Source organism: Pseudomonas sp. BIOMIG1BAC (genome assembly GCF_001705995.2).
Taxonomy (GTDB): Bacteria; Pseudomonadota; Gammaproteobacteria; order Pseudomonadales; family Pseudomonadaceae; genus Aquipseudomonas; species Aquipseudomonas sessilinigenes.
On record NZ_CP049045.1, the window covers coordinates 2,941,820 to 2,966,671 of the forward strand.

At 57.8% G+C, this 24,852-nt stretch carries 26 protein-coding genes and 1 pseudogene; 18 read left to right on the forward strand and 9 right to left on the reverse strand.

What is annotated here, in order from left to right; genetic code table 11:
* Nucleotides 1-94 precede the first annotated feature (94 nt).
* The 4 genes from ATY02_RS14015 to ATY02_RS14030 all read right to left on the reverse strand — a co-directional run bounded on the left by ATY02_RS14015 (nt 95) and on the right by ATY02_RS14030 (nt 5,047).
* Nucleotides 95-616 (reverse strand): NUDIX hydrolase, encoded by a 522-nt coding sequence (locus ATY02_RS14015; RefSeq protein WP_068588522.1) that lies wholly within the window; start codon nt 614-616, stop codon nt 95-97.
* An 89-nt stretch (nt 617-705) separates the two neighbouring features.
* On the reverse strand, nt 706-1,557 hold the full coding sequence (locus tag ATY02_RS14020) for a universal stress protein (RefSeq protein WP_068588523.1): 852 nt from the start codon (nt 1,555-1,557) through the stop codon (nt 706-708).
* Between the two features lie 11 nt (nt 1,558-1,568).
* Nucleotides 1,569-3,056 carry a SulP family inorganic anion transporter gene (locus ATY02_RS14025; protein WP_068588525.1) on the reverse strand — a complete coding sequence of 496 codons (1,488 nt, stop codon included), beginning with the start codon at nt 3,054-3,056 and terminating at the stop codon, nt 1,569-1,571.
* Between the two features lie 1,028 nt (nt 3,057-4,084).
* Nucleotides 4,085-5,047 (reverse strand): tyrosine-type recombinase/integrase, encoded by a 963-nt coding sequence (locus tag ATY02_RS14030; RefSeq protein WP_068588529.1) that lies wholly within the window; start codon nt 5,045-5,047, stop codon nt 4,085-4,087.
* A 268-nt stretch (nt 5,048-5,315) separates the two neighbouring features.
* On the opposite strand from ATY02_RS14030, the gene ATY02_RS14035 reads away from it, so the two are divergent.
* Nucleotides 5,316-5,945, forward strand: coding sequence for a hypothetical protein (locus ATY02_RS14035; RefSeq protein ID WP_046036665.1), 630 nt, complete (start codon nt 5,316-5,318; stop codon nt 5,943-5,945).
* A gap of 32 nt (nt 5,946-5,977) precedes the next feature.
* Here the strand turns inward: ATY02_RS14035 and ATY02_RS14040 are convergent, their stop codons facing one another.
* Entirely contained in the window at nt 5,978-6,649 is a 672-nt protein-coding gene (locus ATY02_RS14040) for an RES family NAD+ phosphorylase (protein ID WP_046036664.1), read from the reverse strand.
* A gap of 308 nt (nt 6,650-6,957) precedes the next feature.
* Between ATY02_RS14040 and ATY02_RS14045 the strand changes: the two genes are divergently transcribed.
* The 5 genes and pseudogenes from ATY02_RS14045 to ATY02_RS14065 form a co-directional block, all read left to right on the forward strand.
* Nucleotides 6,958-7,197, forward strand: a complete 240-nt coding sequence (locus tag ATY02_RS14045; protein WP_068588532.1) for a hypothetical protein — start codon at nt 6,958-6,960, stop codon at nt 7,195-7,197.
* A 154-nt stretch (nt 7,198-7,351) separates the two neighbouring features.
* Entirely contained in the window at nt 7,352-8,002 is a 651-nt protein-coding gene (locus tag ATY02_RS14050) for an AAA family ATPase (RefSeq protein WP_046036898.1), read from the forward strand.
* Nucleotides 7,993-8,352: a hypothetical protein gene (locus tag ATY02_RS14055; protein ID WP_068588556.1), complete on the forward strand. Its 360-nt coding sequence runs from the start codon at nt 7,993-7,995 to the stop codon at nt 8,350-8,352. The genes ATY02_RS14050 and ATY02_RS14055 overlap by 10 nt, the downstream gene beginning before the upstream one ends.
* Nucleotides 8,353-8,686: 334 nt before the next feature.
* Nucleotides 8,687-8,869 carry a ribbon-helix-helix protein, CopG family gene (locus tag ATY02_RS36620; protein WP_226942277.1) on the forward strand — a complete coding sequence of 61 codons (183 nt, stop codon included), beginning with the start codon at nt 8,687-8,689 and terminating at the stop codon, nt 8,867-8,869.
* Nucleotides 8,870-9,130: 261 nt separating this feature from the next.
* Nucleotides 9,131-9,946 (forward strand): annotated as a pseudogene (locus tag ATY02_RS14065) (replication initiation protein); the annotation flags it as partial.
* A gap of 25 nt (nt 9,947-9,971) precedes the next feature.
* On the opposite strand, the gene ATY02_RS14070 reads toward ATY02_RS14065, so the two are convergent.
* The 3 genes from ATY02_RS14070 to ATY02_RS14080 all read right to left on the reverse strand — a co-directional run bounded on the left by ATY02_RS14070 (nt 9,972) and on the right by ATY02_RS14080 (nt 14,268).
* Nucleotides 9,972-12,938: a Tn3 family transposase gene (locus ATY02_RS14070; RefSeq protein ID WP_068588538.1), complete on the reverse strand. Its 2,967-nt coding sequence runs from the start codon at nt 12,936-12,938 to the stop codon at nt 9,972-9,974.
* 102 nt (nt 12,939-13,040) lie between these two features.
* On the reverse strand, nt 13,041-13,646 hold the full coding sequence (locus ATY02_RS14075; protein WP_068588541.1) for a recombinase family protein: 606 nt from the start codon (nt 13,644-13,646) through the stop codon (nt 13,041-13,043).
* 274 nt (nt 13,647-13,920) lie between these two features.
* Complete coding sequence (locus tag ATY02_RS14080; RefSeq protein ID WP_013124624.1) at nt 13,921-14,268, reverse strand: winged helix-turn-helix transcriptional regulator; 348 nt, start codon at nt 14,266-14,268, stop codon at nt 13,921-13,923.
* Between the two features lie 97 nt (nt 14,269-14,365).
* On the opposite strand from ATY02_RS14080, the gene ovoA reads away from it, so the two are divergent.
* From ovoA to ATY02_RS14100, 4 genes are all read left to right on the forward strand, one after another.
* The gene (ovoA, locus tag ATY02_RS14085; protein WP_068588544.1) at nt 14,366-16,480 is read left to right on the forward strand and encodes a 5-histidylcysteine sulfoxide synthase; all 2,115 of its coding nucleotides are present in this window, start codon (nt 14,366-14,368) and stop codon (nt 16,478-16,480) included.
* Complete coding sequence (locus ATY02_RS14090) at nt 16,465-17,649, forward strand: ADP-ribosylglycohydrolase family protein (RefSeq protein ID WP_068588548.1); 1,185 nt, start codon at nt 16,465-16,467, stop codon at nt 17,647-17,649. Before ovoA ends, ATY02_RS14090 begins: the two co-directional genes overlap by 16 nt.
* Nucleotides 17,646-18,308, forward strand: a complete 663-nt coding sequence (locus ATY02_RS14095) for a DsbA family oxidoreductase (protein WP_068588550.1) — start codon at nt 17,646-17,648, stop codon at nt 18,306-18,308. Before ATY02_RS14090 ends, ATY02_RS14095 begins: the two co-directional genes overlap by 4 nt.
* Before the next feature lie 140 nt (nt 18,309-18,448).
* On the forward strand, nt 18,449-18,784 hold the full coding sequence (locus tag ATY02_RS14100; RefSeq protein WP_083236045.1) for a DUF736 domain-containing protein: 336 nt from the start codon (nt 18,449-18,451) through the stop codon (nt 18,782-18,784).
* A gap of 312 nt (nt 18,785-19,096) precedes the next feature.
* Here ATY02_RS14100 and ATY02_RS14105 read toward each other — a convergent pair whose 3' ends face one another.
* Nucleotides 19,097-19,390, reverse strand: coding sequence for a helix-turn-helix domain-containing protein (locus tag ATY02_RS14105; protein ID WP_006379425.1), 294 nt, complete (start codon nt 19,388-19,390; stop codon nt 19,097-19,099).
* A 287-nt stretch (nt 19,391-19,677) separates the two neighbouring features.
* Here ATY02_RS14105 and ATY02_RS14110 point away from each other — a divergent pair, with 287 nt between their 5' ends.
* From ATY02_RS14110 to ATY02_RS14150, 8 genes are all read left to right on the forward strand, one after another.
* Nucleotides 19,678-20,025 carry a DUF2958 domain-containing protein gene (locus ATY02_RS14110; RefSeq protein WP_016487838.1) on the forward strand — a complete coding sequence of 116 codons (348 nt, stop codon included), beginning with the start codon at nt 19,678-19,680 and terminating at the stop codon, nt 20,023-20,025.
* Between the two features lie 342 nt (nt 20,026-20,367).
* Nucleotides 20,368-21,138, forward strand: coding sequence for a DUF2285 domain-containing protein (locus tag ATY02_RS14115; RefSeq protein ID WP_006379424.1), 771 nt, complete (start codon nt 20,368-20,370; stop codon nt 21,136-21,138).
* A gap of 111 nt (nt 21,139-21,249) precedes the next feature.
* On the forward strand, nt 21,250-21,534 hold the full coding sequence (locus tag ATY02_RS14120) for a helix-turn-helix transcriptional regulator (RefSeq protein ID WP_001247107.1): 285 nt from the start codon (nt 21,250-21,252) through the stop codon (nt 21,532-21,534).
* Nucleotides 21,535-21,560: 26 nt separating this feature from the next.
* Nucleotides 21,561-22,406, forward strand: coding sequence for a replication initiator protein A (locus tag ATY02_RS14125; RefSeq protein WP_022652188.1), 846 nt, complete (start codon nt 21,561-21,563; stop codon nt 22,404-22,406).
* A 241-nt stretch (nt 22,407-22,647) separates the two neighbouring features.
* Entirely contained in the window at nt 22,648-23,286 is a 639-nt protein-coding gene (gene parA / locus ATY02_RS14135; RefSeq protein ID WP_003092312.1) for a ParA family partition ATPase, read from the forward strand.
* Nucleotides 23,283-23,546: a hypothetical protein gene (locus tag ATY02_RS14140; protein ID WP_022652187.1), complete on the forward strand. Its 264-nt coding sequence runs from the start codon at nt 23,283-23,285 to the stop codon at nt 23,544-23,546. Before parA ends, ATY02_RS14140 begins: the two co-directional genes overlap by 4 nt.
* A complete protein-coding gene (locus ATY02_RS14145; protein WP_006379346.1) occupies nt 23,543-24,100 on the forward strand; it encodes a DUF2840 domain-containing protein in 558 nt (185 codons plus the stop codon). Before ATY02_RS14140 ends, ATY02_RS14145 begins: the two co-directional genes overlap by 4 nt.
* Nucleotides 24,097-24,684: a S26 family signal peptidase gene (locus ATY02_RS14150; protein ID WP_006379345.1), complete on the forward strand. Its 588-nt coding sequence runs from the start codon at nt 24,097-24,099 to the stop codon at nt 24,682-24,684. Before ATY02_RS14145 ends, ATY02_RS14150 begins: the two co-directional genes overlap by 4 nt.
* The last annotated feature ends 168 nt before the right edge of the window (nt 24,685-24,852 follow it).

Consider the following 24,852-nt stretch of genomic DNA (forward strand, 5'->3'; position numbering starts at 1 on the left):
AGCGATCGATAATTGATGCGTCGTAGATATCGACGGCGTCAGAGGTGCCAAGCGGGTCGCGGTCCCTGACTTCCTACGGTGTGGAAACCCAAGCTCACTGCGACATTTCCGAGGCTATTTTCCTAAGCATGAAGGTCTCGCGCTGAATAGATTGGCCCATCGAAGATTCTTGTCGTTGCATGACGGCTTCGTTGTGGCTGATAGCGGCAGCCAGATTGATCCAGACAGGGCGCATACCATTAGCGATTTCGTGACTATCCATTCTTACCGGCTCCAAGATAGGGCCTATCTCGCATAGATAAAAGTGCGAGGTCATGTGCATCAGGTCATAGCCAGGCTTCAGGTGGGGCCTGTACTCCTCAATGTAGCCGTAGTGCCGTAGAACCTGTATTTCACGAGCTCCCGTTTCTTCTTCTAGCTCACGCTTCAGACCCGCGACGATTTCCTCGTCAGCATTTAGGCCGCCCCCGGGAAAACTGAAGTCGTTGTAGCGTTCGGTAAACAGCAACAGGATCTGGTCACCTCGCAAAACGATGCCCCGCGCAGCATGACGACGAAATACTCGGCCCTGGGTGGACACGAGCTGTGGGTGAACAATTTCAGTGATGAGTTGCATGTGGTCTCGCTACAGGTCGATCAGTTAATCCTTACCAAAACTGGCCACCGCAACCCTCAAAGATGGGAGCGATGGCCACCGACAACTGCTCAGCGGAGCAACAGCACCGGTAGGGCTGTAGTCTGCAACATCGTGGTGGTGGTGCTGCCTACTAGAAGATTCCTGATGCGAGAGTGCCCATAAGCGCCCATGACAAGGAGATCGATGTCTTGCTCGGTTTGATACGCCTGCAGAACTGTCTCGACATCGCCTTCAATCAGCTCGGCATTAACCTCCAATCCAGATGCGGCAAGCGTGCTACGTGCCTTGGCCAATTTAGATTGATTGTCTGCTGAGTCTTTGCCGACCATGACTACGTGAAGTGAAAGGCCCGTAAAAATCGGGCTCGAGGCGAGGGCCTTTACTGTGTTGTGCGATGTGGCACTGCCGTCGAACGCGAGCATGATCTTTTCCGGTTTCTTGAAGCCGTTGTTCGCAATCAAGATGGGCTGGTGGAACGCGCGGATAACCGACTCAACTTGACCTCCAAGCGCATGCGGATCCCGCGCGCTTCTCCCACCGGCCCTTCCGATGACTAACAAGCGGATGTCTTCGTTGAGATCAGTCAAAGTATCGACAAGATCACCATGACGCTGTTTCAGATCAGGCAAAGCCGCACCCGAAAGGACCGTGCGGTCGCGAGCCGTTTCAAGCATATGCTGCCCATGCTCAAGAGCCAGCTTTGCGCGCTGCGCATCCAGTGCAGCCAGATCTTTCAACAAATGTTCTCGGCTACCAAGACCAATGTTGCCGCTCAGATCAGCAGAAACAGGATATCTATCTTCGTCCAGCACATGAAGCAGGGTCAGTGGAGCGCTGAGTCGCAGCGACGCCCATGCTGCGTAGTCACAAACTGCTAGTGTCGAGGGTGAGTTATCAATGCAGGCCATTACGTAGGTCATTGTCGATCTCCTTAGTGGCTCATGAGTTTGTCGATGGCACCGGGTTTGTCATGGACCCCGAAGCGGTCAACGATGGTCGCACTGGCTTCGTTGAGGCCCAACACTTCAACGTCAGCGCCTTCACGACGGAACTTGATCACGACCTTGTCCAGCGCAGCGACCGCGGTGATATCCCAGAAGTGGGCTTGAGTCAGGTCGATGGTGACTTTCTTGACTGCTTCCTTGAAGTCAAACACACCCGTGAACTTGTCAGCAGAACTGAAGAACACTTGGCCTACGACGCGGTAGGTTCGATGCAATTCCGCCTGTTGCAGGCTGCTCTTGATGTCGAGGTAGTGACCAACCTTGTTTGCGAAGAACAGGGAAGCCAGCAGCACGCCCACCAGCACGCCATACGCCAAATTGTGCGTGGCCACGACGACCACGACGGTGGCGATCATGACTAGGTTTGTCGACAGCGGATGCTCTTTCAGGTTGCGCAGTGAGTCCCAACTGAAGGTGCCAATAGACACCATGATCATGACTGCCACCAGTGCGGCCATGGGTATCTTCGCTAGCCATTCGCCGAGGAAGACCACCATCAGCAGTAGGAAGATACCGGCACACAATGTTGAGAGGCGGGTACGGCCGCCGGACTTCACGTTTATGATCGACTGACCAATCATGGCGCAACCTGCCATGCCACCCAGCAAGCCAGACGCGATATTCGCGATTCCCTGACCCTTGCACTCGCGGTTTTTATTGCTCGTGGTATCGGTCAGGTCATCGACGATTGTCGCCGTCATCATGGATTCGAGCAGACCCACGACGGCGAGCGCGGCGGAGTACGGGAAGATGATGCGCAGGGTTTCAAAATTCAGCGGTACGTCGGGCCACAGGAAGATGGGCAGAGTGTCAGGCAGCTGTCCCATATCACCCACGGTGCGGATGTCCAGTCCCAGATAAATGGCGATTACGGTCAGGGCAAGGATGCATACCAGGGGAGATGGAAGCAGCTTGCCGATCTTCGGTACATACGGGAACAGGTAGATGATCCCAAGGCCGGCTGCAGTCATGGCATATACGTGCCAGGTGACATTGGTGAGTTCAGGCAGCTGCGCCATGAAGATCAGGATTGCCAGAGCGTTCACGAATCCGGTCACTACGGAACGCGAGACAAAGCGCATTAGTGAGCCTAGCTTGAGATACCCAGCAAGGATCTGAAGCACCCCACACAGCAACGTCGCTGCAAGCAGGTATTGAAGTCCATGATCCTTAACCAGCGTAACCATGAGCAGTGCCATCGCGCCAGTGGCTGCCGAGATCATCCCAGGGCGTCCGCCGACAAAGGCGATGACTGCACAGATACAAAAAGAAGCGTAGAGGCCAACCTTGGGATCAAGGCCTGCGATGATTGAAAAGGCGATGGCTTCAGGGATCAGCGCCAAGGCGACGACGATACCCGCGAGCACATCTCCACGGACGTTGGAGAGCCATGTTTGTCTTAGTTTTTGCAGCATAGAAATTATCCAGGGCAAAGCATCGCGCACGCCAAAGGGAAGGCGGGCAGGTGGATGCAAATTCAAGTTCTGAGGATTTTGCTGTGTGCTTAAGGTGGGAAACCAGGCGTACAGCAGTGCGCGCCCGCGAGCAAAGCTAGCGGATGCAAGGTGTTGCGAGGGGGCGTAGCGCTAAGGCGGCGTAGGCTGCCAGTAAATCGTTTGGAGTACAGTCATGCTGGTGTTCCTGTAGCTCAAGGGGTAATGCGGAGGTTGAGTATACGACAAACCGGTGCTCATCGCGCCTCGATCCGACATGATGCATCGCAAGCGCGATCCAAAGAGCACGAATTTAAATGGCAATGAGGCGCCCCGATAGTGTGCTGTTCGCATTGCTCTTTGCCTGACTTGTAGGTGCTGAAGCATTGGAGGACGGTAAAAGAGCTGTCACGCCGAAGCATGCTCTGGTAGAGATCAGGAACCCAAACGTTAAGCGTCCGGCCAATGCACCTTGCCTGGGCTAGTCAAGATATGCCCAGCTATCGGCACCGTCGAAAAGGCGCACAGGTGTTGCCCCGACCAATTGCTGGTCGAAATTGTTCATATTCACACCAACACCAACACCAGCGCCTGCCCCTGGCAGGATCGCTTCCCAGTGGGTGACACATCCACAATTACTACATCGGATCGTCCTCAGGGTTTCTTGCCCCCAAACGTAAGAGGAGGTGTTTTGAGGGTGTCCCTCGAACTTTACTGCACCAGCTTCATAGCGAGCCCAAAGCGCCCCCAAAGCGCCCCGAGTCTCCGGCAAATAGAGCAATTACATTTGATGGCATGAATTGGTGGATGCGGGATGAACACGCGCACTTTTCCACAGTGACAGGAACCTTCTAACAGTCCATTTTTGACGTGGGTTTTCATGTCAACTCCGTGACCGATTTATGCCGGGACTTCAGTTGAGCACGATCCGGCGTCATTCATGGGGTGGGTCTCACCATATCCTCATCGAGGTTTGAGCGTGAGAGGTCGATCAGGCTGAATTCCCTCTATTAATACTTCACCTTGTACGTCGGTGAGTCCTCAGGCCGGTTTTCACGCCGATCATAAATCTTGGTCGTGCTGATGTTGGCATGACCCAACCATGCCTGGACCTTGGCGATATCGGCTTCATGCTCCAGAGCATTGGTGGCTGCGGTTGCCCTGAGTCCATGGACGCCCAGGCCGTCGACCTCAATCCCTGCCTTCTTTGCGTAGGCCGCTACCACGGTGTAGATGCCGTTGGCCGTGATGCCAGCACCGGTCAGCTTGCCTCGTAGCGGGATGAACAGCGGCACCTTCCTGGCCGCCAAATGGTGCCCTGAGCTTTCCAAGTATTGGTGAATGCGTCCGGCCGCCACGGGGTGCAACGGCAGGTAGCGCACTTTGCCGCCCTTGCCATGCACTTTCAAATGCTGAATCCCGCGGCGATCCTGCATGTCGCTCACCTGCAGCAGCGCAGCTTCTTCGCGGCGCAGCCCGTGATAAAGAAGCACAGCCAATATCGCCCGGTCGCGCAGCCCTTTAAGGGTCGTTTCATCCGGGGCTTCGAGCAGCGCTTTGGCCTGGTGATCGCCCAATGCCGGCGTCTTCCCTTCGTTGCTTTCCATCTTCGGTCGTTTCACCCCATGCACGGGATTGCCGCCGGCGATTGCATTGCTCTCCAGGAGGTGATCAAACAGGCTGGCCAGTGCCGCCAACTTGCGCCGGATCGTAGCTCCGGCCAGACCGCGATGCTCGAGCTGGGCGCGCCAGGCCAGAACATGTGATCGGGTCACCACGCGAAATTCCTCGGCCGAAGCCAACCCGACAAAACCGCAGAAGTCTTCCAGGTCATTCTGGTAGGCGCGTCGTGTTCGAGGGTTGTCCAGGTTGGCAAACCACTCGACTGCAGCGGGTACCCGCGCCAAATCCTGAAATTCGACCGCCGTCAGCCTGCGCTGATCGTTCGGCTGGGCTTTCGTCAGTTCCTGCATATCGGTCTCATAATTGAATTCCTCGCGATCATCTGTCTCGGCTCTAGTCACAAATTCAACATCAAATGCGCCCGCTGATTCTAGAACCGATTAGCGGTTAAAATTGGTGATAACCTATTTTATCACCATATTTTAGCTTTCTTTGAGCATTCATACGGAAAACGAAATCGGCTTTCTTGACGAATGGACAGGTTGACAAGTTGACATACGTGTCACCTTTCGCTAGCCTAGGTCTCACAGGGTTATTGCTAGCCCGTGAGGAGGAACCATGTCAGTTGCAACCCCCGAGAGAACTCAGTCCACAGCCAAAATCGAAGCCGCCAAGGCCGACCTGCGCAGACGCTTTGAGAAAATACTCGAGCTAGCTTCGGAAGCCATTGTATTGAAGGCTGTTACTCTTCCTGATGAAAAAGCTTTTACTACAGTATCCAAAGTGGACGCTGATAAGGAGCTAAGTATCGAAGCACGCAATCAAACGGCAGTAGCTAATATGCGGGCTCGTGCGTTCGAACGAGTTGATAGCCGTTGTGAATTGCTTTCTTCCCAAGAAGCCCACAATATTCTTGGCATCACTAAACAGGCGCTGAGCCAAAGAGCTAAAGCTGGCTTCGTGTTGGCGTATACAAACACAAGCAACCGCCGTAAATACTACCCTTCGTTCCAATTTAAAAATAACAAGCCAAGACCGGTGATTGCAAAACTGATAAGTGAACTAAATATTGATCCTGTTGATACAGAAGCCATGAATTTTTTGGTTCAGCATCTGGTCAGCAAAATGGATTACTCAAGTCCTGGCGAGCCCGAGAATGTGGTACCGCGTTATGAGCTTCTAGATAACGACGCCGCAGTTGAAATTATCAAACGTGACTTTATAAATGCGTTTGAGCCAGGACAGTAAACCGAGCCTCCGGTGGGAGGCCCGGTTTTACTTCACTCCAGGGCAACCCCTAGACTATCCAAAAACTCTGCAGGCGTTTCGCCGTTCGACAATTTGACCTCTGTCACAGGCTTATAGTCGATCGGTTCAACTTGGGTATCGCGTTCTGCGAACAGAACCAGATTACATCCATCCATAGAGCCGGTTACCGTGTAGACAGCAGATTGGTAAAGGAGACCATCAATTTCCTTACCCTGCAGCATGCACGCCTGGCTGATTTGCCGGGTGAGCGCATACCCTTCTTTACCTTGCCCTTTTGCTTGAACGATATCCCGAATCTTGTGGTGTGTAGCTCGGTTTGTGAGACCGGCTACGTCCACAACATTCAGGATACGGGCCGCTTTCAGCTGATGCAGAGAACTCTGCGCCAGCTTCGAGTAGCGTACAGGTTGGTCATCAACCCCTTGGCCGGGCTGAAAAGACTCAGCAACCGCGACTTCCTGGCTGAAACCCACGTAGTACACCCCAACCTGCTGTTCAGGATCTGCATAGCGCGTATCTGAATCAGGCTTATAGTTGATGGGATTGGCGTCATGCTTAGAGCCTTGGATACGGTGCAACACCGTACCTTCAGGAATCTGCCGTACCAGTTCTGGATACTTTTTCAGCGTATCTACAACTTGTTTAACTACATCGTTTTCGTGCTGCTTTACCGCTGTGCTCATAAAAAACTCTCCGATCAATCATTTGCAGGCTCATGGCATATAATCCAAAGCTTGTGGGTTTTGCCTTGCCACTGGCGTGGCTTGGCGGTGATGGGCTGATTGCCCGCCGCTAATATAACCTAGCTTTAGCAAACCTGAACTTGGCAAATCCCAACCGGCGATACCGTGGGCCACTCAGCTACGCGTGGCTCAGCGCGTATGTGCTGGGTGCCCTTTTCCCGTGGGAAAATCATGCAAACCCCTTGTGTAGGGACCAGGGTCGTGACGTTATAAATACGGTTGCCCTCGAATAGGAGGTAGGGCAACCAATGAACAAAAAATGTCTAATTCAGGCGGCCATAGACCTGGCCGTGGCGGTATTGGCTGGTTACATCATGATGCTGGTACCCGTGACTGGGATTACTTCGCAGCCCCCGGTTAGGGAGCTGCCGGGCAAAACCCTGATGGTGCAGATGGAGATTCTCTCTGAGGCCCTGCAGAGTCGTTCAGAGCTCGATGTTCATCGACCGCTCACCGACCCCTTCGGCAAAGGCACTCAGGATGCCTAGCGAACCCCATTTCTGCTCTGGGAGCCGCAGGCACCCCGGTGCACCTGTTTTCACATCAGCAGATTTCCGCGCGATTATGTAAAGAATATAAGTTGCGTAATAGATGTAACTTATGTAAGTTACTCTAAATTACCTATTCGAGGTGCGGAGCAGCATGATTTTGCTATTGGGCGGGGAAAAAGGGGGCAGTGGGAAATCCTGCTTGGCTCAAAACTTAGCAGTCTGGATTAAAGCCCGGGGTGGTGATGTCTTGCTGCTCGATGCAGACCCTCAAGGTACTACGGCTGATTGGGCTGCTGAGCGGAATGACCAGGGAGACCTACCGCCGATACCGGTTGTGCAAGCTCATGGAAACATTCGTCAAACCCTGCTCGACCTGCGCGGTAGATACAGACAAATTGTAGTGGATGCAGGTGGAGCTGACTCAGAAGCACTGCGATCGGCAATGACCGTAGCGACTCATATGCTCATCCCATTTCGACCTAAGCGGAGAGACCTGAAGACACTTCCTAAGGTTGAAAACTTGGCACGGCTGGCCATCGCGGTTAATCCTGACCTGACCATACGGGCCGTTATTACGCAATGCCCAGCGTTGCCAAGCCAAGTCCAAAGAATTCTGGACGCAAAAGAAGCTTGCCTGTCCTTCGAAATCATTCCTTTGAATGCGATCACCACTGCGCGAAACGTTTATGACGACGCTGATGAAGATGGGTGTTCCGTATTGGAAAGTGGGTCTGATCCTCGGGCTAAAGAAGAAATTGAATCCCTAGCGTCTGAGCTATGGGGGAGCACAAAATGGGCCTAAAAAATCTTTCTCGACCGTCCAGGGTGACTGAGAACACGCCTGAAATGAACGTCGAAGCTGCGGCGCAGGCATTCATAGCTGATGCGCCAGTGGGCACTAACCCCGAACCAAAGCGTCGCCGTAAGAAGACTTCTTCAACGTTCGTACGAACGACCTTTTCTCTCTCTAAAGATGTGAACCGCCAAATCGACAAGATTTCGCTCACCCCCAGGAATTTCAGAGCCACACGTTCAGATGTGATTCGTGCAGGGATTGCGGCATTGCAGAACCTTGATAGGGCTGAGTTGCTTGAGCTGCTTGAGCGTGCGAGTAGGGCAGAGCCTATCGACGAAATTACGCAAGACGAGTAACGTATTTAAGTTAAATAACTTATGTAACAAACATAAGTTAATGTGATTGCGTAACTTACTGACGTTGCTTACCGTTTGTGAAGAGCTTCACAGAGCCCTTGATTTTAGAGGCCTGCAGCGTTAGTCAGGATTACTCCACGATTCATAAAGGCCGAGAAAACGCGGCCTTTTTTTATTGCTCGGCAAAATTTTGGGTGCTAATGTTCTGGCGAATTTGAGCCTTTTAGCCAGGGTGAGTAAGGATCTTGACGTATAACGGTTAAACCAATAGCCTTGCACTGAGTTTAACCGTTTAACCTGGATGCCCATGACCACAAGCGCGCCATCTTCCATCATGGCCACGAAAGTGGACGAGTCGATAAAGCGACGTTTCGACGCTGCTATGAGGGCTCGTGGGACTACCACGTCTGCGATGCTTCGTGAGGCGATCTATAGGTATCTAAACGAGCTGGATGCAGGTGAAGAGCACCCGCAATTTAGGCTGGAGTTAGACCGCCCGGCTGGGCTAAGGAAATGAACGTGAGGACGCTGGTGACGTAAACCATATTACAGAAACCAGAAAGCCCGGCTGGTAACCGGGCTTTTTGGACAAACGAGAACAGGTTGCTCTTTCGACGGGGCTGAAACCTGTTCACAGACAAGGTGAGCTGATTATGGCTAGCACCGCGGCTTCTTGCAAGTTGCAAAATGCTAGGCCTAAGAGGTTTGCCGCCGAACGGCGGGGAAAATGGATTCCACCTCAAAAAAGCAATGTACGTTCGCCCAGCTGGACGAACGAATGCTAGACGTACCCACTGCAGGGGCATACACGCCTTCGGCGCGTTTCTCCCAAGACGGTACGGCACTTAACCGCGTCGTCATCGAGGCGCCGTATCTCGCACGTTGCAGCGACAACAAGACCGCTACGCTGGTACGTCCGCGCGATTACGCAATCCGCTATCCCTACATGCAGATCAACCGCAGTGGGATGGTGTCGTGGCTGATCTTCGACCTCGATCATGCCAACTCCCTTGCCTGGGACGATGCGGGCCTTCCACCGCCCAATCTGATCGTGCGAAACAGAAACAACGGCCACTCTCACCTCTACTACGCAATCCCTCCGGTCTGTACGACCGAGAACGCGCGCGACAAGCCGATCCAGTATATGAAGGCGGTTTACACCGCCTTCGCGCTGCGTTTGAACGCGGATCCTGATTACCACAGCGGCCCTGTCGCCAAGACTCCAGGCCATCCGTGGTGGTCGACCTCAGAACTGCATAGCAACGTCTACGATCTGGGCGAGCTGGCTGACTATGTGGAGCTGGAAGTCTCGCCCTGGAAGACGGGCCCGCAGCTGGACGACCTCCCACACTCGCGGCACTGCATTTTGTTCGAACAACTGCGTTACTTCGCGTACAGCATTGCGAACCAAGAGCGCGAACGCGGCACGCTCGCCACGTTCACCCGGCGACTGGAGGCATTCGCGCACAACCACAACAAGTTTGCCCGTGCAGGGTTCACGCAAGACTTGATGTTGTCATCCGTAAGGGCGACGGTCAGATCTGTGGCGCGCTGGACGTGGACGCGCTACCAGGGCAGCTCTAAATGGGGTCGCCGCAGAATTCGGAAAAAATCGTACGCTAAGGTTTTCCGCTGCTGCGTAGCGGCCGAAACTGGCCGTCCTCAACCTTCCGGTTTTGCCGCCAGACGTAATCACCGGTCAGATTGATGTGCTCCCAGCCAAGTGGCGACAGATATTGCAGCAGTCCGTCATTGATGGGTTTGCCGGTTTCGCGCAGCGCCTGTGTTGCCCGGTCGAGATAGACGGTGTTCCACAAAACGATGGCGGCTGTCACCAGATTGAGGCCACTGGCGCGATAGCGCTGCTGCTCGAAACTGCGGTCGCGTATTTCGCCCAGCCGGTTGAAGAACACGGCCCTGGCCAGCGCGTTCCGCGCCTCGCCCTTGTTCAAGCCAGCATGGACACGGCGGCGCAACTCGACATTTTGCAGCCAGTCCAGGATAAACAGTGTGCGCTCGATCCGCCCCAGTTCGCGCAGCGCAACCGCCAAGCCATTCTGGCGTGGGTAGCTGCCGAGTTTTCGCAGCATCAATGAGGCGGTCACCGTACCCTGCTTGATCGACGCCGCCAGCCGTAAAATCTCATCCCAATGGGCGCGAACGTGCTTGATATTCAGCGTGCCGCCAATCATCGTGTTCAGTGCAGGGTAGTCCTGTCCGGTCTTTGGTACATACAGCTTGGTGTCCTTCAGGTCACGAATGCGCGGTGCAAAACGGAACCCCAGCAGGTGCATCAATGCAAAGACATGATCGGTGAAGCCGGCCGTGTCGGTGTAGTGTTCCTCAATCCGCAAGTCCGATTCGTGGTACAGCAGGCCATCGAGTACATAGGTAGAATCGCGCACACCGACGTTGACCACCTTTGTGCTGAACGGTGCGTACTGGTCCGAAATGTGGGTGTAAAACAATCTGCCCGGCTCGTGGCCGTACTTCGGATTGACATGGCCGGTGCTCTCGCCTTTGCCGCCCGCCCGAAAGCGCTGCCCATCCGAGGATGACGTGGTGCCGTCACCCCAGTTTGCGGCAAAAGTGTGGCGGAACTGGGTATTCACCAGATCGGCCAGCCCGGCTGAGTAGGTTTCGTCACGAACATGCCAGGCTTGCAGCCAGGCCAGCTTGGAGTAGGTCGCACCGGGGCAGGACTCGGCCATTTTAGTCAGCCCCAAGTTAATGGCATCCGCCAGGATGGCTGATAGCAATAGCGTCCGATCTTTGACCGGTTCTCCATCCTTCAGATGAACGAAATGGCGGGTGAAGCCCGTCCAGTCGTCTACGTCCATCAGCAACTCGGTAATCTTGATGCGTGGCAAGTACATGCCGGTCTGGTCGATCAGCGTTTGCGCCACTTCGGGAACAACGGCATCGAGCGGCGTGATCTTCAGGCCGGAGTCGGTGATGATGGCGTCCGGCAGTTCGTTGGCCAGCGCCAAACGATTGACTGTAGCCAGTTGTTCTTCCAGCAGGTGCAACCGCTCATGCAGGTATTGGTCGCAGTCCGGGTTCACTGCAATCGGCAACGTTTTCGCCTGCTTCAGTGTGACGAACTTCTCGACCGGCAACAGGTATTCGTCAAAGTCGCGGAACTGGCGGGAGCCTCGCACCCAGATGTCGCCGGAGCGGAGCGAGTTTTTCAGTTCCGATAGCGCGCAGATTTCATAGAAACGGCGGTCGATTTCCCCGTCAGTGAAGACCAGTGATTTCCAGCGAGGTTTGATGAAGGCAGTCGGCGCGTCCGCCGGCACCTTTCGTGCGCTGTCGGAATTCATGCCGCGCACCACTTCAATGGCGTCCAGCACGCCCCACGCCGCTGGTGCTGCGCGCAGCTTGAGCACATCCAGGAATTCAGGCGTGTAGCGGCGCAGCGTATTGAATTGTTCACTGATCAGGTGCAGGTGATCGAACGACTCGGCTTGGGCAAGCTGATCGGCATCGGTGACGCTCTGCGTGAAATCGTTCCAAGGGATTACCGTCTCGATGGCTGCGTACGGATCAGTGCCGGACTGTTTGGCCTCCAACAAGGCATGGCCGATCTTGGCGTACAGCCGCACCTTGTCGTTGATCGCCTTGCCCTGTTTCTGGAACTGCTGCTGATGTTTATTCTTGGCAGTACTGAAGAGCTTGACCAGAATGCGGTCGTGCAGATCGACCACTTCATCGGTCACCGTGGCTGTGCCCTCCAAGGCCAGTGCGACCAGGGTGGCATAACGCCGCTCACTCTCGAACTTGGCAAGGTCTTGCGGCGTCATCTGCCCGCCTTCCCGTGCCATCTTTAGCAGGCGATTCTGGTGGATGTGGCGGCCGATGCCCTCTGGCAGAGACAGTTCCTGGAATGCCTTCAGACGTTCGATGTGCTCCAGCATGTGTCGGGAGTTCGGCTTCAGAGGGGATTGGCGCAGCCAAACCAACTTGGTGATGTTGCTCTCTGGCTTGATCTTTAGCAGATCGTCGAGCCGGCGCCGGTGCTGTGCCGTCAGCGGTTCGGTCAATGTCCGATAGATGCGCCGGTTGGCACGCGTCACTGCTTCTGCGCAGGCCCGCTCGACGACGGTCAGTGCCGGCAGGATGATTTGCCGTTGCCGTAGGGTCTCCAACGCTTGCGCGGCGAGCACCAAGCCCTTGTCGGTCTGCATGGCCAGGTCGGTCAGGCCACGTACCAGAAAGCGGAAGTCAGACAGGCCAAACGGTGATAGACCGAGATAGGCGCGCAGCTCCTGGAGATGTTCGCGCCGTGTTTCATCACGCTCGCCGTATTTTGGCCAAATGCTGGATTCAGCTCGGACTTGGCGAGCAATCCATTGGATGACCGGCTCCGATACCGCCAAGTCGTTGGCCAGCGCATAACCTGGATAACGTAATAGGCAGAGCTGCACCGCAAAGCCGAGCCGGTTTGCATCACCCCGGCGTTGCCGAATTAGCGCCACGTCGGTTTCGTTGAAGGTGTAGTAACGGATCAAGTCATCTTGGCTTTCGGGCAGCGCCAGCAAACCCGTCCGTTCCGTCGCGGAAAGTATTGAGCGACGCGGCATGCTCAGCCTTCCGTTCTCGGGGTTTGATGCAAGCTCGCCCGACTGAAGCCAAAGAGGTGCATTTGTATCGCTGACGACTTCAACTAATTAGTGCTTCGAATGTCAGGAATCGTCTGCACGGCCACCAGCGCTTCCCAACTTTTCCCGAATCCGCATAATCGACTGACGGGTTGTGCCGTAGTCGCGTGCCAATTGTGCAACCGATACGCCCATCGCAAGTTGTTGCATGACTTCGGCTTGCCGCTCCTTGGTCAATGCCGGCGGGCGGCCCATTACTTTGCCTTCGGCGCGTGCGCGAGCCATGCCGGCATGCGTTCGCTCGATCAACAAATCGCGTTCGAATTCCGCCACCGCAGTTAATACGCCCATAGTCATTTTTCCGGCGGGGCTCGTCAGATCAACACCGCCGAGCGCCAAGCAATGAACGCGGACACCATCGGCAGCAAGCCGCTCGACCGTTGCGCGCACATCCATGGCGTTACGACCCAGCCGATCGAGCTTTGTCACGATGAGCACATCATCGGGCTCCAATCTATCAAGCAAACGGGAGAACTGTGGCCGCTCGGAGGCCGCTACGCTTCCGCTAATGCTTTCAGTGACAATGCGCCGCTCGTTGACCGAGAAACCGGCTGCTTCAATTTCATGAATCTGGTTGTCGGCGTGTTGTTCGCTTGTACTGACTCGGGCATAGATGAATGTGCGAGACATGTTCGGAAGCCACCAATATGTACGAAATGGAAGTACTTATTGTAGATCATGTCCGAAACAACCAATGACTAATTTACGGACACCTTTTGCGAGACGGGTACTAAACCGATCGTTTTCGTACATGAATACACTTTGATCAGACAGCAATCGGCCAGGAGCGGTCAATCAATAACCCACGAATCCAGCCGTTTAGCCGTCAGCTTTGGAGCAATTACCTGCCGTCCTTTGGAAAGCTACGACAGACCAGCCCCGTCATATTTCACTAAAAATACCCTCAACCTGGAAGCGTCAGGAGTTCCGGCACATGCTCGTCCAACCAGTCATCGAGCGATGACAATACGGTTCGGAAAGAACATCCCAGTTCAGTCATCGAATACTCGACTTTAGGTGGAATCGTCTGGAAATCATGGCGAGCGACCAGGCCATTCATCTCGAGCCGACGAATGGTCTGGGTCAGCATCTTTTGCGAGATACCTTCGATTTCCTGCATCAATTGGCCATTGCGCCGCGGACCATTTGCAAGGGCATGCATTACCAGTAGCGCCCATTTGTCGCCAATCAACTCAATGAATTTCCTGGATGGACATTGCTTAAAGCACGGATTCGTTTTGCGCTCGGTCATGATTGAAAGCCTATAGGCACCACAAGGTGCGTACTTTACCATTGTAAAGTAGCTCAATACACTGCCATCAGCACCAAATTTATGAAGGCTGAATGCTGTGAAATCCCTGTTTCCCCGTACCCCTTTTCTCGCTGGCAGCGACGTTGAAGCCAAGCGTACTGAGCTGCTGCATTACTTCCATGCCACCTTTGACCGCTACGAGTCTCTATTCGAGGTGCTCTCCTGCGATGAGGCTTATTACAAGAAGCCCATCACATTGCGACATCCCCTGATTTTCTACTTCGGCCATACGGCCACATTCTTCATCAACAAATTCTTACTCGCCGGCCTGATTGATAAACGCATCGACCCCAGGCTGGAGTCCATGTTTGCCATCGGCGTGGATGAAATGAGCTGGGATGACCTGGATGACGCCCGTTACGAGTGGCCCACGGTTGCAGAGGTACGCGCCTACCGCAACAAGGCCCGTGAAGTGATTGATGGCGTGATTCGGTACACGCCGTTTTCCTTGCCCATCGGCTGGGATGACACATTCTGGGTCGTACTGATGGGCATTGAGCACGACCGTATCCACCTGGAAACCTCATCAGTGCTGATGCGTCAGCATGACCTGAAGTACGTCACCCCCCATCCGGACTGGCAACCCTGCCGCGACAGTGGCACAGCACCCAGGAACACGCTGGTGAACATTCCCAGCGGACGGGTGGTGCTTGGCCGAGCACTTACTGACCCTATCTACGGTTGGGACAACGAATACGGGCACCATCAGGCTGACGTGCCAACCTTTCAAGCCTCCCGCTACCTGGTCAGCAACGGCGAATTTCTCGAGTTCGTGACAGCCGGTGGCTATACCGACGACAGCCTGTGGGACGAAGAAGGTTTGGGTTGGCGCCGTTATGCTCGGGCAGAGTTTCCCACGTTCTGGGTGCAGTCGGCTGATGGCTGGAAGCTGCGCTTGCTGGCCGAAGAAGTGCCGATGCCCTGGGACTGGCCGGTGGAAACCAATTGCCTGGAGGCTCGTGCCTTCTGCCGCTGGAAAGCGCGGGAAACCGGCCAATCGGTGCGCTTGCCGACTGAGGACGAATGGCATCGGATGTATGACCATGTCCATCTGTCTGACGTCCCTCATGATGCGCCAGCGGCTGCCAATCTGCATCTCGACCACTGGGCCTCGAGTTGCCCGGTCAATCGATTCATCCACGGTGATTTGGCGGATGTGGTGGGTAATGTCTGGCAATGGTGCGAAACGCCGACTTATCCATTCGACGGCTTCGACGTCCATCCCATCTATGACGATTTCACCAGTCCGACCTTTGATGAACGGCACAACATCATCAAGGGCGGCAGCTGGATTGCCACAGGTAATGAATCCCGCCATGCCTCGCGCTATGCCTTCCGCCGTCACTTTTTCCAGCATGCCGGCTTCCGTTACGTGGTGACAGACACACCAGTGACGAACCCCGTGTCGGCCTATGAGACCGATGCCATGGTTTCCCAGTACGCTGAATTCCACTACGGTGAAACGACCCTTGGCGTCCCGAATTTCCCGCAGGCCATGGCACAACTGGCCATCGACTTCCATCGACGTCACGGAAACGGCGGCAAGGCGCGCGCCCTCGACCTGGGTTGTGCGACCGGCCGGGCAAGTTTTGAGTTGGCCAAGACTTTCGACAAGGTCATCGGCATCGACTTTTCCGCCCGTTTCATCCAGGTGGGTATCCGATTGGCCGAAACCGGCGCCATCCGCTACACCATGCCTGAGGAAGGCGAGCTGGTCGGCTACCACGAACGCCGCCTGGACAGCCTGGGTCTGCTGGAGACTGCGCAACGCGTCGAGTTCTGGCAAGGCGATGCCTGCAACCTGAAGGACATCTTCAGCGGCTTCGACCTCATCCTGGCTGCCAACCTCATCGACCGACTTTACGCACCGCGCCGCTTCCTCGATACCGTTGCTGACCGCCTGAACTCAGGTGGCCTGCTGGTACTGGCCTCGCCCTACACCTGGCTGGAGGAATACACCAAACGCTCCGAGTGGATTGGTGGGTTCAAGAAGGATGGAGAATCCCGCACCACTCTGGACGGTCTCAAGGAAATCCTCGGCCGAAAGTTCGTCATGGTCGAAGCCCCCCTCTCGGTTCCCTTCGTCATCCGCGAGACGCGACGCAAGCATCAACACACCCTGAGTGAGGTAACCGTATGGAAGCGCAAGTGATGCCATTGACCAACCCGGACCACTACCGAGACCGTGCCCTGGGTGCCCTGATGGGCGCTTTTATCGGTGATGCCTTGGGTATTGGCCCCCACTGGTATTACGACCTGGACCAAATGGTCGCCGACTACGGCCCATGGGTTGACTCCTATACGCGCCCCAAACCTGGGCGTTATCACGAGGGAGTCGAGCCCGGACAGCCTTCTCAGTCGGGCATCTTGCTGGAGATGACGCTACGCTCTTCGGTGGAGTGTGGCGGCTATGACGAAGCAGACTTTTGCCGACGACTGGATACGGAGCTTTATCCTAAACTGGACGGCACCCCGATGAATGGCCCTGGTGGCTACACCAGCCAATCGATTCGGGATGCCTGGCGCAACCGAGTCCAAGAAGGGCTGGCTTGGGGGAGCTTCGGTAGTGATGTCGATAACACGGAGGCTGCCGAACGTATTATCGCTATTGCGGTGCGCTATGCGCTCAATCCGGCCAAACTGGCATGGGCAGTGACTGCCAATACAGCGCTAACTCAAACAAACAGTAACGTCCTGACTACAACGACCACATACGGTGCGGTACTGGGTATGTTGGTGGAAGGGCATCGATTTGATGCCGACATATCCGACAAACTCATGGACCGTATCAAGGCCGACAAACGAATCGCTCGCTTCAATTCAGCAGTGCAACCACTCCACGCTGCCGCTCAGGGAAGGCTAGAGGTACAAATACACACCGACTGTCAGCCATGTATGGAGACGTTCTTTCCTTCTCACGATGCCTTGGTGACGCCATCGGGCGTTGCCCGGGCAGCACACGACTCGGGAATTCGCATCGAGCCTGCCTCCAAAGTAAGTTTGCTCTACGGCCTTCCTTGCGGGGTCCATCACCAGTTTCCAGCTGCCTACTACCTGACGGCCCGCTTCCAAGACGACTTCGAATCTGCCGTGCTGCACGCCCTAAACGGTGGTGGTCAGAACCAGGCACGCGCCATGCTGACAGGCGCTCTCAGTGGCGCGATGGTTGGCCTGTCCGGTATTCCCCGGCGATTCATCGATGACCTAGAGCGCGCTAAAGTGCTACTGGCACTTGGCGAGAGGCTGGTAGGCGATATGCAAAGTCAGGCGCAGAAAAATGGCTCCCCCGGATATTTCATCGATGAGAGACGTTGCCCATGAACCCGTCGCAGCCTTTGACCATTGAAATCGTTTCCGACGTTGTCTGCCCGTGGTGCTTCATAGGTTTGCGCCGGCTGGACTTGGCCCTTGAGGCTGTCCGGCGCAGGCATCCTGATATTCGTTGCATCAAGCGTTGGCGCCCGTTCTTCCTGAATCCCAGCGTGTCGCCAGAGGGTGAGCCTTACCTGCCTCACCTGGTGAAGAAGTTTGGTGGCCCCGAACGGGTTCAAGCGGCATTCCAACATGTGCGTGATGCTGGCGCTGCCTATGGACTGGATTACCGGTTTGAAGACATCAAGGTCCTAGTCAATACGTTTCAGGCGCATCGACTCATTCACTGGGCACAACAAAGCGGCGATGCGCAGATTTTGGTAGAGCGGCTATTAATAGGGCAGTTTCAGCGCGGAGAGAACCTTGGTGATGAGGCTGTCCTTGCCAAAATCGCCGTAGAGTGTAGCTACCGAGAGACTGCCATCGTCGAATACTTGAACTCTGATGAAGACAATCAGCTTGTGCAGGAACAGGAAAGGGAGTCCAGGGCCTGGGGTGTGACCGCAGTTCCTACCTTCATCGTCGGGCGAAAGCTCATGCTCGCAGGGGCCGAAGACCCCATGCTTTTTGCCGAGGCCATCGAGCGAGTTTTGGTTATGGGTTCTTGATAAAGACGCGGCTGTCTGGGCTGTTCGCAGCAATCGGCCGGTTGCTGTTGAAAAGCTGCCCTTCAATCGACCACGTGACCAAAGTCCGCATTGGGTCGTCATGAGTCCTTCGCTGTAACATGACGTAGGCTTAGCGTGCTATTTTTTCCGTTTTCTGTGTTCTCCCCAACATCGGCACCTTCACCGCAGAGAAAGACGGCTTCACCGGCACGCTTCGCACCCTGACGCTCAACGTCAAGGTCAAGCTGGTTCCCAACGACAAGGGCGACACCGAGAACGCCCCCGACTTCCACCTGCAAGCGGCTGGCCACGAAGTCGGCGCAGCGTGGAAGAAGACCAGCGAGGCCGGGCGGGAATACCTGTCCGTATCCATCGACGACCCTTCGTTCCCGGCGACGGTCTATGCCCGCCTGATCGAGAACGAGGACGGCACGCACGACCTGATCTGGTCGCGCAACAAGCCGAAGGCGGCCTGACAGCCGCTTACCGCGTCCCGCCCACTGCGGCGGGGCGCGATGCTGCTGATCGCAGCACCGCACGCGCAGGATTTCTGCTGCTGCCGCGTGCTGGATACGCCCGTCACCGCGGGCCTGCATGCGTGCCTTGTGGCTCGCAATCCGTGTCAACGAGCGGTGTGTGGCGTGTCGGCGCTGTAAGCGCCGCCGGGCTTTCGGGCTTCGCCCCGTGCCGGCAAGCCGTCACGGCCATCCGGCTTCAATCCCTCACGCCTTCGCGCCTGCGGCGCTGCGCGCTCCGCTTGCTGCAATTCAGTACCACACGCCAACGCGCTACGGCGTGTCGGGCTCTTCCAATATCGCCCTGAGTTCCTGGCGCACCTGTGCCAGCAATTCATCAGCTTCGCGGGTGCTGTCACCGGCATAAGCCAATGTGAGCAGCGTGAGCGGATGCACTTCCATGACCTCGCACAGATCGGCCAGCTTCTGGATGGTTGGGCTTTTCAGGTCGCGCTCCAGCGTGCTCATGTAGGTGCGACTGGACACGTTGGAGAACGCTTCCTGGCTCAAACCACGCGCCTTCCTTACCGTCCGAATCGCCGCTGCCAATGAGTTCTTCGCTGCCACCTATGGTTTCCCCAAAAAACCAAGATGACAGCCCATTGCGCCCTATAGGACTACAATCTATAGTGTTCATTTGGTGGTGATGTTTTCCTTTTCCGTGCTTTTACGGAGATCCGCATCTGCGGATTTCCTCAGACCCAGGGAACCGCGTCCGTGTCTTTCCTGACTTCCACCAATACGCCTTCGTGCCTCTCCGCTTTTGCGGCTTCGTGCGCTTGCGCATACGTGCATCCGTCCGCAGGCACAGATGCGCCTCGGCGATTGCGTGTGTTCGTGGAAGGGGCGCGGCCTTGACCACGCTTGTCACCGAGGAAGACCGGGTGCACCTACTGGCCCACGGCCTCACCCGCGCCGCAGGCCAGGAATGTGACCCGCTGCCCGTGGTGCGCCTGTTCACACCGGACGCACATGCGACCTGGCTATTGGCCGCGCTCGATCCGACCGATGGCGATACGGCCTACGGCCTGATCGACCTCGGGATCGGGATGCCTGCCCTGGCGACGGTGAAGCTGTCCGATCTGGCGTCCATCGTCGGGCCGCTCAAGCAGCCCGTGATACGAGATCGGTACTTCCAGCCGACGCGGCCGCTGTCGGAATACGTTCGACTGGCTCAGGAAAACGGTTCGATCACCGATTGACGCATTCCAGCGCGACCAGGCAAAAAGTATCGCATTGTGACTATTTCGGTCTTAGCCAAGACCTGGCAAGTCTTGATCCGCATGCTTGCACCAGGGTGGTGCGCTCCTGACCAAAACAGTCATGATGCCAGGCGCGAGATTCGGCACGGTGTTCAATGCTGCACCCCATTTCCGGGCGGTGCAGTCGTCGCATTTAGACGATTTCGGCAATGCACTGGAGCGAATCTGTCTTGACACCAGCAGTTAAAGCGTAACCCGAGTTTGATGACCACTTGATGGCGATTCGATAGCTCCCGCACAGCGGAATTGTGGCGACGTTCCCAGAAACAGGGAGGTTTCGCCATGACTGACCGCAGCAGCCAACACTGGTATCCCACGGCCGCGTATCTCTACACGCTGCACCTCGATGGCCCAGCGCTGGCTTGGGAGTATTTGCGCAGGAATGCAAGCTACCGGCGCGACTGGCTACGCCGGCGTCGCAAGCCAGATGCGGCGCAGGCCTGGGGCCTGCGCCTGCTGGAAGATCCCGGCCTGGATGCGCGCGATGCACATCCTGCTTGGTTCCCCGATCACGACGGCGTGGTGCAGCTATACCCCGACGCCGACCCACCACCCGATGCGCATACCTTCGAGTTCTGGCGCATTCCTGGGCGCAAGCAACTGACCCACGACGGCAAGCGCCTGGTGCTTGTATCGCATTGGCCAGGCTGCTGCGTTCGGCTCGCACTCGCACCCGACCTAGAAGATGGCTCGGCCTATCTCTACGCCACACGCGCCTGCGCCACGCCCTGTGCGCGCTACCGCACGCTCGCTGCGAAGCTGGATGCGCTATCTGCCGCAACCGTGGCCGCGCCTGTGGCAACAGCCCGCTCTCGCCCCACGCCCGCCGCGCTGCTGGAACTGCATACCTTGCAAGCGCTCGACGCGACCCTCGCGGGAGCCTCTTTGCGCGAAGTGGCCGAAGGTCTGTTCGGCGCGGATGCCGTCGCGGCCGACTGGCACAAAGACAGTGCATTGCGTGCCCGCGTGCGGCGGCTGGTACGCCGCGGCGATGAGCTGATGCACGGCGGCTACCGCCGACTAGCGCAGCTTCCAATGTTCCCGTCGCATTAGGGGGGACGTTTCTCGACCCGTGCGAATCGTCCCTTAGCAAGAAGCCTTGCTTTCTTGAGAGTGCCTCTATCCGGCCGCGTGGTGTGGCCGGGCTTGATGGAGGTACATCCCATGCGACCTGCTCCCTCGCGGCCTGCCGCCGCTGCCGTCACTGCGACCTCGCAGCCTCAACGCTACCTGACAAACGACGAAGCCGCCGACTACCTGCGGCTGTCGCCGCGCACGCTGGAGAAGCAGCGGGTGATCGGCGGCGGCCCCAAGTTCCGCAAGTTCGGCCGCCGCGTCATGTACGCGGTGTCCGACCTCGATGCCTGGGCCGACCAGCGCAGCTACGAGGCCACGTCCGATCCCGAATACGCCGAGCGCCACGCGGGCGACTACCGTGATGGCCGCTGATCGTCGGCGCGTGGGTGGCCTTCGCCATGTCCAGCCCGCCAGGGCAAGCCTTGCCGCAGCGCGAACAGCTCGATCTGTTCCGAGCGCTGCCGGGCGACATGGCGCCACGCGATTCCCAGGACTTGATGGCCTTTCCGTTCTTCTCGCTTGCCAAGTCGCGGCGCACGGCGCCGATCGACTTCCGCAGCGGGAACGTCACCATTCGCGTGGAAGGCACGCAGGAGCACGGCATCGCAACGATATGGGATGCCGACGTGCTGATATGGGCCGCCTCGCAGATCGTGGAGGCGCGCGACGCGGGCCTGCGCCCGTCGCGCTGGATACGCGCCACGCCTTACGAGATTTTGCGCTTCATCGGGCGCGGCACGTCCCTCAACGACTACCAGCGCCTGAAGGCCGCCCTCGACCGGCTGCAATCGACCACGGTGGCCACGTCCATCCGCGAAACCACGGGAAGGCGCTTGCATCGCTTCTCGTGGATCAACGAGTGGAAGGAACTCGCCGACGCCAGCGGCACCCCGCTGGGCATCGAGCTGATCTTGCCGGACTGGTTCTATGCCGGCGTGCTCGACGCCGCCCTGGTGCTGACCATCGACCCGGCCTATTTCCGCTTGAAAGGCGGTATCGAACGCTGGCTGTACCGCCTGGTGCGCAAGCATGGCGGGCGGCAGGAGCACGGCTGGCAATTCGACTTCCGACACCTGTACCGCAAATCCGGCAGCGCGGCCCGCTTCTCGGACTTCGCCTACGACGTGCGCGCCCTGGTGGCGCGGCAGTCGTTGCCCGGCTACGTCCTCGGCATCGAGCGGATGCCGGACGACAACACCGAGCTGCTGACCTTCCGGCCCGTGCCGCACGCGGCACGGGGATAACTGCGGGAGAACCTGTGGACGGCCTCGTGCTATCAGGAGTACCGGGTATCGTGCTATCAGGAGTACGACCCTCGTGCTATCAGGAGTACGAAAACGCCGGAAAGCCAACAACGGCGCGGGTTTGCGTTCCCTCTAACTTACCTAACAAGAAATACATAACTTTTAGTAGAAGCGCGCCGTTTCGGTGGACAACCACGAAATGGCACGCCCAGGCCGGCTTTCCAGCTCGGAGGGCCGCGCCATGATCTTCGCGTTTCTCAACCAGAAAGGCGGCGTCGGCAAGACCACGCTCGCCACGCACATCGCCGGCGAACTGGCGATGCGCGGCCTGCATGTCATCCTGCTGGATGCCGACCCGCAGGGGTCATCGCTCGACTGGACGCAGCGGCGTAGCCAGCAGGGCCTGCCCCGTCTGTTCAGCGCCGTGGGCCTTGCCCGCGAAACGCTGCATCAGGAAGCGCCAGAACTCGCCAGGCGGGCCGATCACATCATCATCGACGGCCCGCCGCGCATCGCCGCCCTCGCGCGCTCCGCGCTGCTGGCGGCCGAGCGCGTGCTGATCCCCGTGCAGCCCAGCCCCTACGACGTATGGGCTTCTGCCGAGATGGTCGCACTGATCCGCGAAGCACAGGTGTTCCGGCCAGCGCTACGCGCGGCCTTCGTCATCAACCGGCGCGTCAGCACCACCATCATCGGCAGGGAGGCACGGCAATCGCTGGCCGAACAGCCGCTGCCCGCGCTGCGCTCGGAGATCCACCAGCGCATCGTCTTTGCCGACAGCGTAGCCGCTGGCCGGCTCGCCCGCGAAACCGCGCCCGACAGCGCCGCTGCCCGCGAGATCGCCGCGCTCACCGACGAACTGCTGCGGTGGCCGACATGACTGGAAAGCCATCACCACGCAGCAAGCGCGTCGGCATCGGTGTACGTCCCCCAGCGAATCCGCACGCCGAAGCGTGGATTCGCCAGGGCGACGCAGATGCCTTGCAGAAAGGCGACCTCTACACCGCTCGACTGACGCTTGACATCACGCCCGCCATGCGGGCGCGCATCAAGGTGTCGGCCTTCACGCGAGGCGTGACCGTAGCCGAACTGCTGCGCAGCCTGCTGGAGCGGGAGTTTCCCCCGGAGGGCACGCCGTGAACGCATCCGCTTCGACCGCCCACACCCCCAAAGCAAGTGCGCCCACGGCTGCACCGCCGCCGGCGCCTTCGACACTCGCCGGCCAGGCCGGCAACGTGCCGCTGACGCGCGTGGCGCTGACCTACATCGAACCCCGCTTCAAGCTCTACCTGCGCTTCGGCGAACCGGCGCGCACGCTCCAGCTCGACCGCTGGCGGCGCTGCGCCGTGTTCCTGCCGAACGCGGTTCTGTGCCGCATCCGTTGGCAGGCCAACGACTACGGCACGATCCGCTGGCAGCTCATGGTGATGCAGACCGCCACGCCGCTGGACGCCGTGCAACGCATCCCCGGCGTGCAGCCGGGCGCGCGTCTGCTGTTGCACGCCGAAGGCGATGCCAACGTTCGCGCCGTGCTGGAACGCATCGACGACATCGAGGCGCTGGGCATCGCAGCCGCAGACACATCGCCCGCGTACTGGCGCACGCTCGCGAACCGGCTCGCAGCGCGCTCGGCGTTACCCACATACACCACAGAACGGCACGCCGCCTGGCTGGCAGGGAGGGCATTGCCATGACCACGATTTCCACGACCGGCCCCGTGCCGCATCCTCGCTCGCGCCTGCGCACTCGCCTCGTGCTGGCAGGCTTCGCCACCGTCGGCCTCGCTGCGCTGGCCTGGGCTGCGTTCGTGCAGCCCCTGCCGCGAATGGCCTACAACCCGTCCGACAGCGTGGCGGTCGGTTGGTATCGCATCGAACCGTTCGACCCGCGCACCGCCTCGCGGCCACGTCCGCTGTCCGTGGACAGCATCGTGCTGGTGCCGCTGCCCGACAGGGCCGCCATGCTGGCTGCGCAGCGCAGTTACCTACCGACCCGCGTTCCGCTGCTCAAACGTGTGGGCGCAGTCGCGCCACAACACGTCTGCATCGTCGCCGGCCAGGTTCGCATCGACGGCGTGCCGGTGGCCGCCGCCCTGCCTGCCGACCGGCAGGGCCGACCGCTGCCATCCTTGCAGCTTTGCCGCCGTCTCGAACCGGGCGAACTGTTCCTCTTGAGCGTGACCAACCCAGCGTCGTTCGACAGCCGCTATTTCGGGCCGGTCAGTGCATCCACCGCGATCGGCGTTGCGCATCCGATCTGGCTGGAGACACGTCCATGATGGCCGCCGATTCGCTGCACTTTGCCGCGCCTCTCATCGTGCCATCGGGCATGTCGTTCTACTGTTCGTCGCCTTGTCATCGCACGTGCAGTGCGGGTGCATTCGCACCGCACTTCGCGCTGCCTTCGGCGCAGCCGTCCAACGTGCAGGCGTCTTGCCTCGAACGCG